This window comes from Spongiactinospora rosea (assembly GCF_003315795.1).
In the GTDB taxonomy this organism is placed as follows: Bacteria; Actinomycetota; Actinomycetes; order Streptosporangiales; family Streptosporangiaceae; genus Spongiactinospora; species Spongiactinospora rosea.
On sequence record NZ_QMEY01000015.1, the window covers coordinates 170,539 to 185,154 of the forward strand.

Annotated in this window: 13 protein-coding genes; 3 read left to right on the plus strand and 10 right to left on the minus strand. The window is 72.7% G+C overall.

Annotated elements, in window-relative coordinates; all coding sequences use genetic code 11:
* Positions 1-13 precede the first annotated feature (13 nt).
* A complete protein-coding gene (locus DP939_RS29190; RefSeq protein WP_113984031.1) occupies positions 14-6,175 on the plus strand; it encodes a type I polyketide synthase in 6,162 nt (2,053 codons plus the stop codon).
* Here the strand turns inward: DP939_RS29190 and DP939_RS29195 are convergent.
* Positions 6,090-6,533 carry a VOC family protein gene (locus DP939_RS29195; RefSeq protein WP_113984032.1) on the minus strand — a complete coding sequence of 148 codons (444 nt, stop codon included), beginning with the start codon at positions 6,531-6,533 and terminating at the stop codon, positions 6,090-6,092. The two genes, DP939_RS29190 and DP939_RS29195, sit on opposite strands and share 86 nt — an antisense overlap.
* Positions 6,530-7,393, minus strand: a complete 864-nt coding sequence (locus tag DP939_RS29200; RefSeq protein WP_113984033.1) for a sigma-70 family RNA polymerase sigma factor — start codon at positions 7,391-7,393, stop codon at positions 6,530-6,532. The genes DP939_RS29195 and DP939_RS29200 overlap by 4 nt, the downstream gene beginning before the upstream one ends.
* Positions 7,394-7,510: 117 nt before the next feature.
* On the opposite strand from DP939_RS29200, the gene DP939_RS29205 reads away from it, so the two are divergent.
* The gene (locus tag DP939_RS29205) at positions 7,511-7,924 is read left to right on the plus strand and encodes a VOC family protein (protein ID WP_113984034.1); all 414 of its coding nucleotides are present in this window, start codon (positions 7,511-7,513) and stop codon (positions 7,922-7,924) included.
* Positions 7,925-8,082: 158 nt separating this feature from the next.
* On the opposite strand, the gene DP939_RS29210 is transcribed toward DP939_RS29205, so the two are convergent.
* The 5 genes from DP939_RS29210 to DP939_RS29230 are packed head-to-tail and all read right to left on the minus strand — an operon-like array spanning position 8,083 to position 10,478.
* On the minus strand, positions 8,083-8,595 hold the full coding sequence (locus tag DP939_RS29210) for a nitroreductase family protein (protein ID WP_113984035.1): 513 nt from the start codon (positions 8,593-8,595) through the stop codon (positions 8,083-8,085).
* A 44-nt stretch (positions 8,596-8,639) separates the two neighbouring features.
* Complete coding sequence (locus tag DP939_RS29215; protein WP_113984036.1) at positions 8,640-9,062, minus strand: SHOCT-like domain-containing protein; 423 nt, start codon at positions 9,060-9,062, stop codon at positions 8,640-8,642.
* An 11-nt stretch (positions 9,063-9,073) separates the two neighbouring features.
* Positions 9,074-9,334, minus strand: a complete 261-nt coding sequence (locus DP939_RS29220) for a hypothetical protein (RefSeq protein ID WP_199565488.1) — start codon at positions 9,332-9,334, stop codon at positions 9,074-9,076.
* The gene (locus tag DP939_RS29225; protein ID WP_199565489.1) at positions 9,331-9,708 is read right to left on the minus strand and encodes a DUF2089 domain-containing protein; all 378 of its coding nucleotides are present in this window, start codon (positions 9,706-9,708) and stop codon (positions 9,331-9,333) included. The genes DP939_RS29220 and DP939_RS29225 overlap by 4 nt, the downstream gene beginning before the upstream one ends.
* Before the next feature lie 56 nt (positions 9,709-9,764).
* Positions 9,765-10,478 carry a hypothetical protein gene (locus DP939_RS29230; protein ID WP_113984039.1) on the minus strand — a complete coding sequence of 238 codons (714 nt, stop codon included), beginning with the start codon at positions 10,476-10,478 and terminating at the stop codon, positions 9,765-9,767.
* A gap of 171 nt (positions 10,479-10,649) precedes the next feature.
* Here DP939_RS29230 and DP939_RS29235 point away from each other — a divergent pair, with 171 nt between their 5' ends.
* Positions 10,650-11,117, plus strand: a complete 468-nt coding sequence (locus tag DP939_RS29235; RefSeq protein ID WP_113984040.1) for an NUDIX hydrolase — start codon at positions 10,650-10,652, stop codon at positions 11,115-11,117.
* 696 nt (positions 11,118-11,813) lie between these two features.
* Here DP939_RS29235 and DP939_RS29240 read toward each other — a convergent pair.
* The 3 genes from DP939_RS29240 to DP939_RS29250 are packed head-to-tail and all read right to left on the minus strand — an operon-like array spanning position 11,814 to position 14,274.
* The gene (locus tag DP939_RS29240; RefSeq protein ID WP_113984041.1) at positions 11,814-12,224 is read right to left on the minus strand and encodes a MerR family transcriptional regulator; all 411 of its coding nucleotides are present in this window, start codon (positions 12,222-12,224) and stop codon (positions 11,814-11,816) included.
* Entirely contained in the window at positions 12,221-13,693 is a 1,473-nt protein-coding gene (locus DP939_RS29245) for an MFS transporter (RefSeq protein ID WP_113984067.1), read from the minus strand. The genes DP939_RS29240 and DP939_RS29245 overlap by 4 nt, the downstream gene beginning before the upstream one ends.
* On the minus strand, positions 13,690-14,274 hold the full coding sequence (locus DP939_RS29250; protein WP_113984042.1) for an NADPH-dependent FMN reductase: 585 nt from the start codon (positions 14,272-14,274) through the stop codon (positions 13,690-13,692). Before DP939_RS29250 ends, DP939_RS29245 begins: the two co-directional genes overlap by 4 nt.
* Positions 14,275-14,616: the final 342 nt, after the last annotated feature.

Consider the following 14,616-nt stretch of genomic DNA (forward strand, 5'->3'; position numbering starts at 1 on the left):
GAGGGGTGTTCACATGAACGAGGACGAACGGCTCGGCCGCTACCTGCGCCGCGTCACCACCGAACTCTACGATGTGCGCGGCCGGCTGATGGAGACCGAGGCGCGGCTGCGCGAGCCGATCGCGATCATCGGCATGGCGTGCCGGTTCCCGGGCGAGGTGACCTCCCCGGAGGACCTTTGGCACCTCGTGCTGGACCACCGCGACGCGATCTCCGGCTTCCCCGAAGACCGCGGCTGGGACATGAAGCGGCTCTTCGCCCCCGACCCCGGCGCCCGCGGGACGTCCACGACCCGCAACGGCGGTTTCCTGTACGACGCGGCGATGTTCGACCGCGAGCCGTTCGGGATCTCGCCCCGTGAGGCCCTGGCGATGGACCCGCAGCAACGCCTGATGCTCGAAGTCGCCTGGGAGGCACTGGAACGGGCCCGCCTCGATCCCACCTCGTTGCGGGGATCGAACACCGGGGTGTTCACCGGAGTGGCGCACAACGACTACGGCGGCAGGTTCATGGCCGGTGGCGCCGACGCCGGCGACCTGGAGGGGTACCTCGGCAGCGGCAGCGCGCACAGCGTGGTCTGCGGGCGGATCGCCTACGTGCTGGGCCTGGAGGGACCCGCGGTGACCGTGGACACCGCCTGCTCCTCGTCCCTGGTGGCGATGCACTGGGCGATGCGCGCGCTGCGCGGCGGGGAGTGCGACCTGGCGCTCGCCGGCGGGGTGACGGTCATGTCCACCCCGTCGATCTTCGTGGACTTCTCCCGGCAGGGCGCGCTGTCCCCCGACGGGCGCAGCAAGGCGTTCGGCCGCGGCGCGGACGGGACGGGATGGTCGGAGGGCGCGGCGCTCCTGGTCCTGGAGCGGCTCTCCCGGGCGCGGGAACTCGGGCACCGGGTGCTGGGCGTGCTCCGGGGCAGCGCGGTCAACCAGGACGGGGCCTCCAACGGGCTGACCGCGCCGAGCGGCCCGGCGCAGCGGCGCCTGATCCGCACGGCGCTGGCCGACGCCGAGGTGAGCGGCGACGGCGTCGACGTGGTGGAGGCCCACGGCACCGGGACCCGGCTGGGCGACCCGATCGAGGCGCACGCGCTGCTGGCCACCTACGGCCGCGACCGCGGGCGGCCGGACCCGCTGTGGCTGGGGTCGGTCAAGTCGAACATCGGCCACACGCAGGCCGCCGCGGGCGCGGCCGGGGTGATCAAGATGGTCATGGCGATGGAGCACGGCACGGTACCCCCCTCGCTGCACGCCGACGAAACGTCGCCCGAGGTGGACTGGGCCGCCGGGGCCGTGCGGGTCGTGACCCGGGCCATGCCGTGGCCCGCCGCCGACGGCGTACGGCGGGCCGGGGTCTCCTCCTTCGGCGTCGGCGGCACGAACGCCCACGTGATCGTGGAGCACACACCGCAGGCCCCGCCCGAGCCGCGGCCCGCCGCGGCCGAGACGCTTTTGCCGTGGGTCGTCTCGGGCGCGTCGGTACCGGCGGCCCGCGCCCAGGCCGGACGGCTGCACGCGCTGATGGACCGCGAACCGGACCTGCCGCCCGCCGACGTGAGCTGGTCCGCCCTCACGACCCGGGCGGTGTTCGGCAGCCGTGGGGTGGTCCTGGCCGCGACCCTTGAGGAGGCGCGGCGGGGCCTGGCGGCACTGGCCGCCGGTCAGGCGCACGCCGGGGTCGTCGAGCCGGTGCCCGAGGGCACCGTGCGCTCCGGCGTGGGGTTCGTCTACAGCGGGCAGGGCGCCCAGCGCATCGGGATGGGGCGGGAAGCGGCCGAGCGGTTCCCGGTCTTCGGCTCGGCACTGGAGGAGGTGTGCCGCCTGCTGGCCGAGGCCGGGGGCGTGCCGGGCGTACGCGAGGCGATGTGGTCGGCGGCGGACCCCGAGGCCCTGAACGACACGCTGTACGCGCAGGCCGCGCTGTTCGCGTTCGAGGTCGCCCTGACCCGCCTGCTGGAGTCCTGGGGCGTGCGGCCGGACCATGTGATGGGGCATTCCCTGGGGGAGGTCACGGCGGCATATGTGGCCGGGGTGTGGACCCTCGCCGACGCCTGCCGGGTGGTCGGCGCGCGGGCCCGGTGGATGAACGAGGCGCCCCGTGGCGGGGCGATGGTGGCGCTGGAGGCCACGGCCGAGGAGGCGGCCGCCCTGCTGAGCGGGACGCCGGTGGTGGTCGCCGCCGTCAACGGCCCCGCCTCCGTCGTCGTGTCCGGGCCGGATGAGGCCGTACGGGGGGTCGTCGAACGCTTCGCCGCCACCGGACGGCGCTCCAAGCGGCTGCGCACCAGCCACGCCTTCCACTCCCCCGCCATGGATCCGGTGCTCGGCCGGTTTCGGCGGGAGATCGAGGGCATCGCCTTCCACTCCCCCGCCATCCCGCTCATCTCGAACGTCACCGGGCGGATCGCCGACCCGGACGCCGTGGCCCGGCCCGCGTACTGGGCCGGGCACGTCCGCGCCCCCGTCCTGTTCGGCCAGGGGGTGCGGGCGCTGCTCGGGACCGGGATCGGGCAGGTGCTCGAAGTCGGTCCCGGCGGGTCGCTGACCGCGCTGGCCGGCGACGCGCTCGGAGCGGGACAGCGGGCGCTCGCCGCGATGCGGGCCGGGCGCTCGGAGACCGGCGGACTGCTGTCCGCCATGGCGCAGATGTTCGCCAACGGCCTGGCGGTGGACCTGCGCCCGTGGTTCGAGGGCACCTCGCCCCGGCCTGTGGACCTGCCCACCTACCCGTTCCAGCGGCGGCGGTACTGGCTGGACGTCCCCCAGGCCGCCGACGCGACCGCGCCGGGGCTGGACACCGGCGGCCACCCGCTGCTCGGCGCACGCCTGGACGTGGCCGCGGCCGGCACGACCCTGTTCACCGGCCGCTGGTCGGCGGCCGAGCGGCCCTGGCTGGCCGACCACCGGGTGGGCGGGAAGATCGTGGTGCCCGGCACGATGTTCGTCGAGGTGGCACTGCACGCCGGACGGCTGACCGGGTACCCGGGCGTCCGCGAGCTGGTCCACCACGTCCCGCTGATCCTGGAACCGGACGAGGCGGTGCTCGTGCAGGTGCACCTCGGCCCCGCCGAGGCGGACGGCACCCGCTCGATCAGCGTCGACTCCAGACCCGAGTCCGCCGGCGCGCGGACGGCCTGGGTGCGCAACACCACCGGCACCCTGACGAGCGCCGCGCCCGGCCAGGACACCGACACGCAGGACACCGACGCGTTCGCGTTCGCCGCGGCCTGGCCACCGCCGGGCGCGCGGCGGCTCGCGCTCGACGGCCTCTACCAGGAGCACGCGGAAAGCGCCGGATTCGACTACGGTCCGGCCTTCCAGGGCGTGAGCGCCGTCTGGCACCTCGGCGACGACATCTACGCCGAGATCACCGCCCCCGAGTCGCTGGAGACCGGCGGCCACGGCCTGCACCCGGCCCTGCTCGACGCGACCCTGCACCCCGGCCTGATCGCGTCGGAGCGGCTGGGACTACGCGAGGCCGGGCTGCCCTTCGCGTGGTCGGCCATCGAACTGCACCGGCCCGGCGCGAGGCGGCTGCGGGCCCACGTCCGCCGCCAGGACGGCCATCGGATCTCCATCCACGTGGCCGACGCCCTGGGGCGTCCCGTGGCCGCCGTGCACTCCCTCACCCTGCGCCCGCACGACCTGGCCAAGGCCGGGCGTCCCGCCACGACGGCCCTGCTCCGCCTGACATGGGAGACCGTACGCCCCGGACGCCCGCGGGGCACGTACACCTGGCGCCTGGCCAGCGAGGACGTCCACACGGTGGCGTCCTCGCTGGCGGCCGTCGGCGTGACCTGCGACGGCCCGGCCGCGGCTGACGGCCCGGACACGGCGCAGGTGATGGTGGCCTGCGTCGAGGGCTCGGGCGCCGCCGACGCGCACGACTGCGCCGCCCGCACGCTGGGCCTCGTGCGGTGCCGGCCGGCGCAGGCACCCGGCCCGGACGCCCGCCTGGTGGTCATCACCAGGCGGGCGGTGGCGGCGGGCCCGGCCGAACCGGTCCTCGACCTCGCCGCGGCCACCGCCCGCGGCCTGGTGCGCAGCGCCCAGACCGAAGAACCGGGACGGATCACGCTGGTCGATGTGGACGGGGGTGACGGCCTCGGCGCGGCGCTGCTCTTCGCGGCGGAGAGCGGCGAACCGGAGATCGCCCTGCGCGCCGGGACGATCATGGTGCCCCGGCTGACCGGCGAGACCACCGGCGAACAGGCGAGCACCGCGTTCGATCCGGCGGGCACCGTGCTGGTGACCGGCGGCACCGGGACGCTGGGCGGCATTCTGGCACGGCACCTGGTGACCGCGCACGGCGTACGCCACCTGCTCCTCACCGGCCGGCGCGGCCTGGAGGCGCCCTCCGCCGCGCCGACGCGCGACGCGCTGCGCGCCCTGGGGGCCGAGGTCACCGTCGCGGCCTGCGACGTCGCCGACCGTACGGCACTGCGCGGCCTGCTGGCCGCCGTCCCCGCCGACCGGCCGCTGCGGGGCGTGATCCATCTCGCCGGGGTGACCCACGACAGCACGATCGCCACCTTGGACGATGACAGGCTGCACGAGGTGCTGCGCCCCAAAGTGGACGGCGCGTGGAACCTCCACGACCTCACCAAGGACCTGGACCTGACGGCGTTCGTGCTCTTCTCCTCCGCCTCGGCGGTACTGGGCGGCGCCGGGCAGGGCAACTACGCCGCGGCGAACGCGTTCCTGGACGCCCTGGCCGGGCACCGGCGCGCGCTCGGACTGCCCGCCGTCTCCCTGGCCTGGGGGCTGTGGGCCGAACAAAGCGACATCACCGGCAGGCTGACCCAGGCCGACCGGGCGCGGCTGGCGGGCTCCGGCATGATCCCGCTGGTCGGCGACGCGGCGATGGCGTTGTTCGACGCGGCCCTGCACCGGCCGGAGAGCCTGCTGGTGCCCATCTCCTTCGACCCGGCGGCGATGCGCAGGCACGTCCGCGCGGCCTCCACGCCGATCCTCAGCACCGTGGCCGGGCTGCGCGAGCGCGCCGCCACGGCAGAACACGCGGCCGGCGAACCGGCCCCGCCGCGCCGCCTGGCGGGCCTGCCTGGTGGCGAACCGCCCTCGGCGCTGGCCGACGCCGTACGCGGCGAGGTGGCCGCGGTGCTCGGGCACACCGACCCGGAGGAGATCAAGGACACGGCGCTGTTCCGGGATCTCGGCTTCGACTCGCTGGCCTCGGTGGAGCTGCGCAACCGGCTGGGCGCGCTGACCGGGCTGCGACTGCCCGCGACCGTGGTCTTCGACCATCCCAACGTGCAGGCCTTGTCGGAGTACCTGCTGAGCCAGGTCGCGGCCGAAGACGAGAGCGCACCGCAGGTGGTGGCCGAGCCCCCGGACAGCGTCTCGGCCCTGTTCCGGCAGGCGGTGGGCGAGAGCCGCGCGGTGGAGGCCCTGCACCTCATCGGCGCTGCGGCGGCGCTGCGGCCGATGCTGGGCGGCTCGGACGCGGCGATCGCGCCGCTGGAACCGGTCTCCCTCGGCGGGGACGGACCGGCGCTGATCTGCCTGCCCTCCCTCAACGTCACCTCAGGGGCCCAGCAGTACGACCGGCTGGCCGCGGCCCTGGGCGCGACGTGCTCCCTGTCGTCGTTCACGGTCCCCGGCTACCTCCCGGGTGAGGAACTGCCGGGCTCGCTGGACGCGCTCGCCGACGTGCTGGCCGCGAGCGTGCGGCGGCAGGGGCACCGGCCGGGGACGTACGTCCTGCTCGGCCACTCCTCGGGCGGCTGGGCCGCCCACCTCGCCGCCGAACGGCTGACCCGGGAGGGACCGGCCCCGGCGGGCGTCGTCCTCATCGACACCTACCTGCCCGGCAACGCCGAGACCGCGGCGATCCTGCCGGAGCTGATCGCCGGCATGGTCCGCGTACCCGGCGACGCCGGCCCGCTGGGGCAGACCAGGCTGACCGCGATGGGGTGGTACTTCCGGATGTTCGCGTCCTGGCGGCCGGCCCCGCTCCCGGTCCCGACCCTGTTCGTGCGGCCGAGCACCCCCTTCCACGAACACCACCGCGCGGGCCTTTGGCGGGCGGTGTGGCCATTCGGCCACGACCCGGCGGAGGTCACCGGCGACCACTTCACCATGCTGGGAGAAAGCGCCGTGGACACCGCCGCGGCGGTGTCCGCCTGGATCCGCTCACTGGATCTGCCGCAGGCTGCGTGAATCGCAGCAGGTTGCCGGAGGGATCGAGGAAGGCGCAGTCGCGGACGCCGCCGGGCCGGTCGATCGGTTCCTGCATCACCTCGGCGCCCGCGGCCTCGATGCGCGCGAAGGTGGCGTCGCAGTCGCCGGTCACGAAGCCGAGACCGCCCAGCAGGCCGTTGGACGTCAGGTCCTCGATCACCTGCCGGTCGGCCGGTTGGAGGATGATCCGCACGTCCGGCTGTGCCGGGGGGCCGACGCTGGGCCGGGCGTGGTCGCGTACCTCCAGGCCGAGCACGTCACGGTAGAAGGCGAGCGCCGCGCCGAGGTCGTGCACGAGGAGGGTGCAGGAGGAGAGCCTGAGGTCCGTGCCCGTCAACGCCCCTCCCTGCCGCCCGCGGGGAGGTAGACGATGTGGAGGCCGCAGAGCCGGTCCTGGTCGGTGTCGATGGCGATGCGGGTGATCTTTCCGGCGCGGACGGTGAAGGCGATGACCGCCTTCGGCCGGCCGCGGTGCGACCAGACGGCCGCCGGGACGCCGTCGACCAGGGCGAGCCTGGCGGCCTGGGCCCGTCCGGCGAAGAACGCCGCCACCGCCTCGGCGCCGCGGATCTCCAGGGCCACGGCGTCCGGGTCGAGCAGTTCGACCAGGGCGGTGAAGTCCCCGCCCCGGGCCGCGGCGAGGAACGCCTCGACGATCTCCCGCTTCGCCGAGCGTGCGGTGCCGGACGCGCCGGCCGTGCCCCGTACCCGGCGCCTGGCCCGGCTGGCGAGCTGCCTGGCCGCCGCCGGAGAGCGGTCGATGATGGCGCCGATCTCGGCGAACGACACGGCGAAGACGTCGTGCAGGACGAACGCCAGCCGCTCGACGGGGGTCAGCGTGTCCAGCACCACCGTCAGCGCGGCACCGACCGAATCGGCCAGCAACGTCTCATCCTCCGGTGTGGCCGGGTGGGTACCGGGCTGCGGATCGGGCGGATCGGGCGGCAGCGTCCCGGCCGGGTCCTCCCGCCGGGCCCGGCGCGCTTCCAGCATGTTCAGGCACACCCTGGCGACGATGGTGGTCAGCCATCCGCCCGGGTTCTCCACCTGGCCGGTGTCGGCGCGGTTGACCCGCAGCCACGTCTCCTGCAGCGCGTCCTCGGCCTCGGTGGGAGAGCCGAGCATCCGGTAGGCCATCGCGTGCAAGCGGCTCCGGTGCTCGGCGAACCGTTCGCTCAGCCAGTCCTGCTCAACCATCCGTCACATTCCTCTGTCCGTGCCTGTCATACCGATTGACCGGCGAATACGCGCCGATGTGACAGCCGTACATCCGGCCGGCCGGCACGTACCGACCCAACGCACAGGGAGCAAGGCATGAAAGCGCACGTCAGCTCGATCCTTCTCGGCGTCCAGGACATGGACCGGGCCAAGCGGTTCTACACCGAGGGGCTGGGCTGGAAGATCAAGAACGACTACGGCATCTCGGTGTTCTTCGAGTCCGACGGCGCCTCGCCCGTCGGCTTCTACGGCCGTGAGGGGCTGGCCGAGCAGGTGGGCACGGATGCGGCGGGCAGCGGCTTCAGCGGGCTGGTGCTGACCTACGTCGTCCGCAGCGAGGCGCGGGTCGACGAGGTCATGGCGGAGGCCGAGAAGGCCGGCGCCACGATTCTCAAGCCCGCCGGCGCCCTGCCGTGGGGCGGGTACGGCGGCACCTTCGCCGACCCGGACGGCTACATCTGGAGCCTCGGCCACAGCGCCCGGGGAAAGGACCAGCCCTACGCGGAGTAGCCCGCTCCCTCGCCCGAGGTGCGTCACCTGCTCGGGGTCGCGACCGGCGACGAGGCCGGACCGGCGCGGTCACCACCCACGTCGCCGGCCACGACCCGGCGGTGGAGAGCCGGGGCCGCACCCCGCCCGGCTCATCGTCGTGAGCGTCATCGCGCCGGTCAGGGCAGGTCGATGACCAGGTCGCCCAGCGGGAGCCTGCCCTGGGGGATGGCGGGGGTGCCCTTGGCGGCGGGCGCCGGGTGGCCGAGCGAGATGCCCGTACGGACGTGCCACGGCTCCCGGAACCCGGCGAGCCTGGTGGCGGTCTCGGCGTTGCCCGCGGGGAAGAAGGAGACGGGGCAGGAGCCGAGGCCGAGCATGTGGGCGGCGAGCATGAGGTTCTGGGCGGCCCGTCCCGCGTCGAACTCGGCGTCCTGGGTGCTCAACGTGGCGTCCACGGCCAGCAGGACCGCCACCGGCGCCCCCGCCAGGTGCCCGGCGTAGGCGCCGAGCGCGCTCAGCTCGCGCAGGAGGGCGCGGTCGCGTACCACGGCGAACCGCCACGGCTGCCGGTTGCGCGCCGACCCGGCCCATCGCGCCGCCTCCAGGACCGCGGTCATCTGGTCCTGGGAGACGTCGTCGGGCGTGAACGTACGGGTGGCTCTGAGGCTCGTGATCCACTCCAGGCGCATGCGGCCAGGTTAACGGCGCGCAGCGGTGCGCGCGCGGGGGGCGTCTACTCGCAGAAGACGCGCAGGTGGCCGTCGGACTGCTCAAGCTCCACGATCGCCTCGTCCAGGTGCTCCACGAGGGCTTCCAGGTGTTCGGGCTTGAGCTGCGTCAGGTCGAGCGGCACGCCCGATCTGTTCAGCTCGGCGTTGGCCCGGGCCAGTGCCTGCGGCGGGACCAGGGCCGCCAGCTGTACGCCCGCCCGCAGCAGTTGCAGCGGGATCCGCATGTTGAGCCGGCCCGCGTCGCCGTCCTCAAGGAACTCCATCACCACCCGCAGGTATTTCGCCCTGCCCTTCGGCCGCACGACCGGGCCGGCCGCCACCGGCGGCCGGCCCCGGTCGAGCGCGGTGATGAGCCGTTCGGCCTCCGTCGCGGTGATCTTGCCCTCGGCCGGCATGTCGAGGATGTCCTTGCGCTGTTCGCTCATCGCGACCTCTCTTATCGGATGGCCACGAGCACGGCCGTGCCGCCGTACTCGATGTCGAACCGGGTGCCGGGCGACGCGAAGAAGACGCGCCGGCCCGCGCCGAGGGCCCGCACCACGTCGATGCGGTACACCAGGCAGGCCACGACCGCCCCCAGGACGACCAGGAGCACGATCGGTGAGAGCGCCAGCAGCGCGGGAAGGACCGGGATCCAGATCCGGACGGCCCGGCGGCCGGCGCGTTTCACCTGTAAGGCCGCCGACCGCGGCATCACGTCAGCGCCTCCATCTCGGACAGGGCCTGCTGCGCGGTGATCTCGCCGCGGCGCAGCCGATCGATGATGTCGGCCCGCGACGGCGCCGGATCGGTCTCCACGAAGTCGAGCGCCCGGGTGATCCGGTTCAGTCGTGACTTGATCGTCGGGTAGCTCACCCCGAAGATCCGTTCCATCTGCTTGATGGAGCCGTGGCACCGTACGAACGCCGTGACGAAGACCTGGTCCTCGACCGTGAGCTGAGCCAGTTGCGGCAGCTCGAACTCACCCTCGATCGCGATGCCGCCCTCTGCCAGGCGCACCCGCTCGACGACGAACGGCCGGCCCCCGGTCAGGTTCGTGAGTTCCTGCCAGTCCATCGCCTGCTCTGTCATATCTCAAAGATATCCCAGAGAATACCTCAACTTTGAAGAGGTTGGTCTTGATTTTCTTAAACCAGCTCCGACCAAGGTCCATGCGGGTTCGGCCCGAACGTCATGCCCAGCATGAGCGGATGGATCCCCCACGACAGGAACGCCGCGACGGCCATGATCCCGCTGTCCATCAACGCCTTGGAGCTGGCCGCCGTCGCGATCTGCTGAGCCGCCCAGTCGTCCCCCACCGTATGGTCGCTCCAGAACTCCGCTCCATAGGGCACCGGCGTCGCGCGTACCGCCGAGGACCACCTACCGCCCGCGTCGCGCAACAGCTCGACCACGACGATCGGCTCGAAGGGCCCCTGCCAACTGCCCGGGTGAATCGCCAGCCACTCGCCCCGAGTGGCGGCGGCGAAGGCGATGTCGCCCAGCCACCGCGCCACGCTGATGTCGTCCTCAAGGGACTCGGCCTTCGCCTCCTCCATCGTGACCGGTGTGAGCGGGACGAGCTGGACCACCGGCGTCGCCTCCGGCCCCTGATCCCGATCCCGCAGCACCAGCAGGCCGGACTCCTCGTTGAGCAGACCGAGTTCGCGGTAACGGCCGGTCTCATCGCCCATCCGGATCATCGCCCCCGCCCCCAGCATGCTGGGCGGTGAGCCGGACAGCCGCCAGAAACCGACGTCGTGCTCGTCCCACAGCGCGATGTAGCCGCCCACCGGCGGCCCGATCATGACGCCACGAAGGTGTTCACCGGCCTGCGGGAGGTCGAATAAGTCGTCACCCATTCGGGCAGCCTATTTCCTTCCTTTCTGGCGCGTGATGGTTTTGATCCGGATGGCGGCGTACGCCGAAACATTGAAAACTCAATAAGTGCGTGGTTTTACCGCGTGGCGCGGCCTGCTGGAGGCGGACCTTAGGGTGTAGCCGGGTGCCGATGCGTCAAGGGAGGCGTGGGAGTGAGTTTCCGGCTGGCGGCGTACGCCGTGTGCGTCGAGGGCGGGCGGGTGCTCCTCGCCCGGCACGTATCGCCGCAGGGCGAATCCACCTGGACGCTTCCCGGCGGCAGGGTCGAGCACGGCGAGGACCCGTTCGACGCCGTCGTGCGGGAGGTCGCCGAGGAGACCGGCTGCGACGCCGTCGTCGAACGCCTGCTGGGCGTGGACTCCCGGGTGATCCCGGCCGCCGTCGCCCGCGCCGGCACCGAACACCAGAACATCGGCGTCTTCTACCAGGTCCGCATGACCGGCGGCCGGCCGCGGGCCGAACCGGACGGCGAGATCGCCGAATCGGCCTGGACCCCGATCACCGACGTTCCCGGCCTGCGCCGATCATCGCTGGTCGACATCGGCCTCACCCTCGCCCGGACCCTTCCGGCGACCGGCCACGTCGATCCCGTCCCGGTCGGCGGCCTGATCCGGCATTGAATCCGCGCGGCGCCCTGGCGGGCCGTTCGCCATGCCGGCGTCGTGCCCGAGGCGTCAAGAGGTCGGCGGTCCGTTCACTGGGCCGGTGTCCTCGCCTCACCCTCGCACGGACTGATCTCCCCCGGTAATTCCGGCACCTTCATCGTGCCGGTCCGGCGGTTCCCTTTCTTGCGGTAGTGCCGCCATGGAGCCCTGGGCCGCTGTGGAGTTTTTCATTCACGCCCTCCGCCATTTACACTCTCGGATTGGCGGCGTTCGCCCGAGGGAGGTCGGAGTTCACAGGCGTTCCGCCGGCTCGCCTCCCACTCTTGTGGCTCGCCGCGGGCCGGATGACAGGGGCCCGTTACAGCAGGGTCCCTCCTGAGGCGTCCAGCCAGTGGCCGATCCCCCTGCTTGCGCCGGTGACGAGGGCGGCCTTGCCGTGCAGAGTGTGCATGATGTTTCCCTGCCGTGTCTGGTGGGATGAGGTGGACGGACGTCGTCTGCCGGTGGTGTGCGATGACGCCGGGCAGGTGGCCGTGCGAGGAAGGGGCCGCGTGGGTCAGGCCAGAAGTACGGGTGCGAGCGGACGGGGCTCGGCGGGCTGTCACCTGTGAGGATCAAGAAACGAGATCGCCGCGCCTCGGCCAGAGAACGCGGAACCCGGATGCCGCGATCATGGCGAGTGTCGCGCGCTGATCGCTTCCCCGAATGGGATCAACGGCGAGGCCGGCCCTCCGGGGTGTCCCGCTGGAGGAAGTCGAGGGTGGCCAGTTCGCTCACGGTCGCCTGAAGCCGGGCGATGCGGGCGTGGCCGATCCGGACGAGCTTTTCACCCGCGCCGGCCCACTCGTCCAGATCGTGTGAGAGGGGCGGGATGCCGGCGAGGATGTCGGCGCTCTCCTTGAGCGTGATTCCCACCCGCTGCGCGGCGAGGGCGAGTTTGATGCGGCAGATCGCGTCGACGGTGAAGCGGCGGGCGTTGCCGCTGCTCCGGTAACCGCTGATGACACCGTAGCGCTCGTAGAAGCGAACGGCGTTGGCCGTCACCCCGGCGGCTCTGGCCACCTGACCGACCGTGAGCAGGGCCTGGCTCGTCTCGAAGCCGGGGCGGTCGGTGACGGTCATCGCACACCTCCCGCCTTCGCCGATGAATCCCGCCGATCCAGTATCCCCGAGCTCCGGCCCGGGGAACGCAACCGTACGACCAGGGCGAACGACATGATGATGAGGCCCGCAACCTGAGTGAGGCGCAGGGCGTCCACGATGGTGACCACCTCGGCGGCTCTGTCCGCCGTTCCCAGGCCGGCCAGGGCCGCGAGCGACCCGCCGCCGGTCATCGTGGCGGCCAGCACCGTGAACAGCACGCTGACCGCCACGGTGCCCATGCCGTTGGCGATCGTGGTCACCAGCGACAACAGCGCGGAGCCGGAGGCCAGATCGGAGCCGTTGAGATCGCGGCTGGAGCTGGATATCGTCGGCATCGTGATCGCGCCGGTGCCCGCTCCCTGGAGAAATCCGAGCACGCCGAGCACCAGGTAGGAAGTGTCCGGCCGGAGAACGACCACCTGTAGGAGGCCGGAACCGATCGCGACGCCGAGCCCGGTGCCGACGACCGGCCGGGGACCGAGCCGTTCCAGCAACCGGGCGGCGACCTGCAGGCTGACGCCCATGCCGACCGCGCCGGGAACCATCAACGCGGCCGTCACCGACGCGCCGTCCGCGCGCAGGATCTGCACATAGGCGGGGATCAGCAAGGCCGAACCGAAGTAGGGAGCCGCGTACAGGGAAAGAACCGCGACGCCCCGGCCGAACGTCGGGTTCCGCAGGAGGGTGATCCGCAACAGCGGTTCAGGATGGGCCAGCGCCCGAGCCGAGAACACCGCGACCAGCACCGCACCGAGGAGGGCCGTGGCGATCCGCACCCAGGCCGGGCCGTCTTGGGCGCTGATGCCGTACGCCACCATCACGATGCCCGGCACCAGCAGCATGGCTCCGGCCAGGTCGAGCCGGCCCGGCCGCCGAGGTGCGGCATCGCCTGGCAGCCAGGCCAGCGTGCCTGCGACGCCCAGCAGCGCCAGCGGCACGGTGATGAAGAACAACGCCCGCCACGACCCGGTGCCCAAGAGCAGCGCGCCCAGTGCGGGGCCCAGGATCGGTCCGACCAGCAGCGGCAGGCCGGTGACCGCCATCATCCGGCCGCGGCGCTCGGCGGCCACCGCACCGAACCCGATCGCCATCGCCAAAGGTGTCATCAGGCCGGCGCTGAGGCCCTGCGCCGCTCGTGCGGCGAGCAGCCAGCCCAGGTCGCCGGCCATGCCCGCGGCGGCGGAGGCGACCGCGAAACCGGCCAGCGCCCCCAGATACACGCGGCGGGCTCCCCATCGTCCGGCGAGTCCGGCGGCGAGCGGCATCGTCGCGACCATCGCGAGCGTGTACGCGGTGATGATCCATTGGGCGGCGGTCAGCGATGCGCCGAACACCGTCATGAGCTGCGGCAAGGCCACCGCGACGATCGTGGCGTCCAGGACCGCCATCAACCCGCCGGAGGCCAGCACGCTCGCGGCGCGCAGCTCCGGACCTGTCAGCCCGCTCATGCCCGACCGGCCGGATCCGCCGCCCGGAGCGGGCGCAACGCGCGGGCCCATGTGCGCAGCTCGTTCATCATCGTGTGCAGCGCGTGCACCGTGCCCGGCGGAGGAACGAAACGGCCGTCGGCGTCAAGGTGCTCCCACGCCATCGGCAGCAGTACCGACTCACGCACCGTGGTCGCCCGCAGCTCCGGGAGGACCGTCCGCAGTTGCTCGACGGCTCTGATGCCGCCGGAGGCGCCGTATCCGACGAACGCGACCGGTTTGTACGCCCATTCGGTGAAGTGCCAGTCGATCGCGTTCTTCACCGGTGCCGGGAAGCTGTGGTTGTACTCCGGAGTGAGGAACACGAATGCGTCGGCGTTCGCGAGCCGGCTCCCGATCGGGGACGGGACCGCGCCCCCCGGCTGCATCTCGTGCATCGGCAGCGAGACCGCAGCCAGATCGATCATGTCGAGTTCGAGCCAGTCGATCGCGCCGAGCTCGCGCTCCAGCCACGCGGCCAGCGGATCGGCCAGCCTGGGCCTGCGCACGCTGCCGACCACCACGGCGATCCGGAGCCGCCCGCTGAAATCGTCTTGTGTCATGGCGTCGACGCTAGAAGTTCGCCCATAGGCGAACTCAAGTCGATCGGCGGCCGATCAAAGGAACCGGTTCGGCCATGGCCGACAGCGCACCGGCGCGCACTTGCCGAATCCGGACGTCGCACGCATCCGCCGGGTGCTCATCTACGGCGAGCTCGGCCCGTCCCTCGACGACATCGGTGCACTTTCCGATGCTCCGCCGGCGTCCGCACGACGGCCGACGTCCCGCTGTAGGCCGTGGAGGATCGGGAAACGGCCGTTCCTCGTCCGGGAAGCGATCTTTTACGCTGCCCTTCCTCCCACGTCGGACCCACTCGTGAACACCCCGAGAGCCGGACGCTCGCA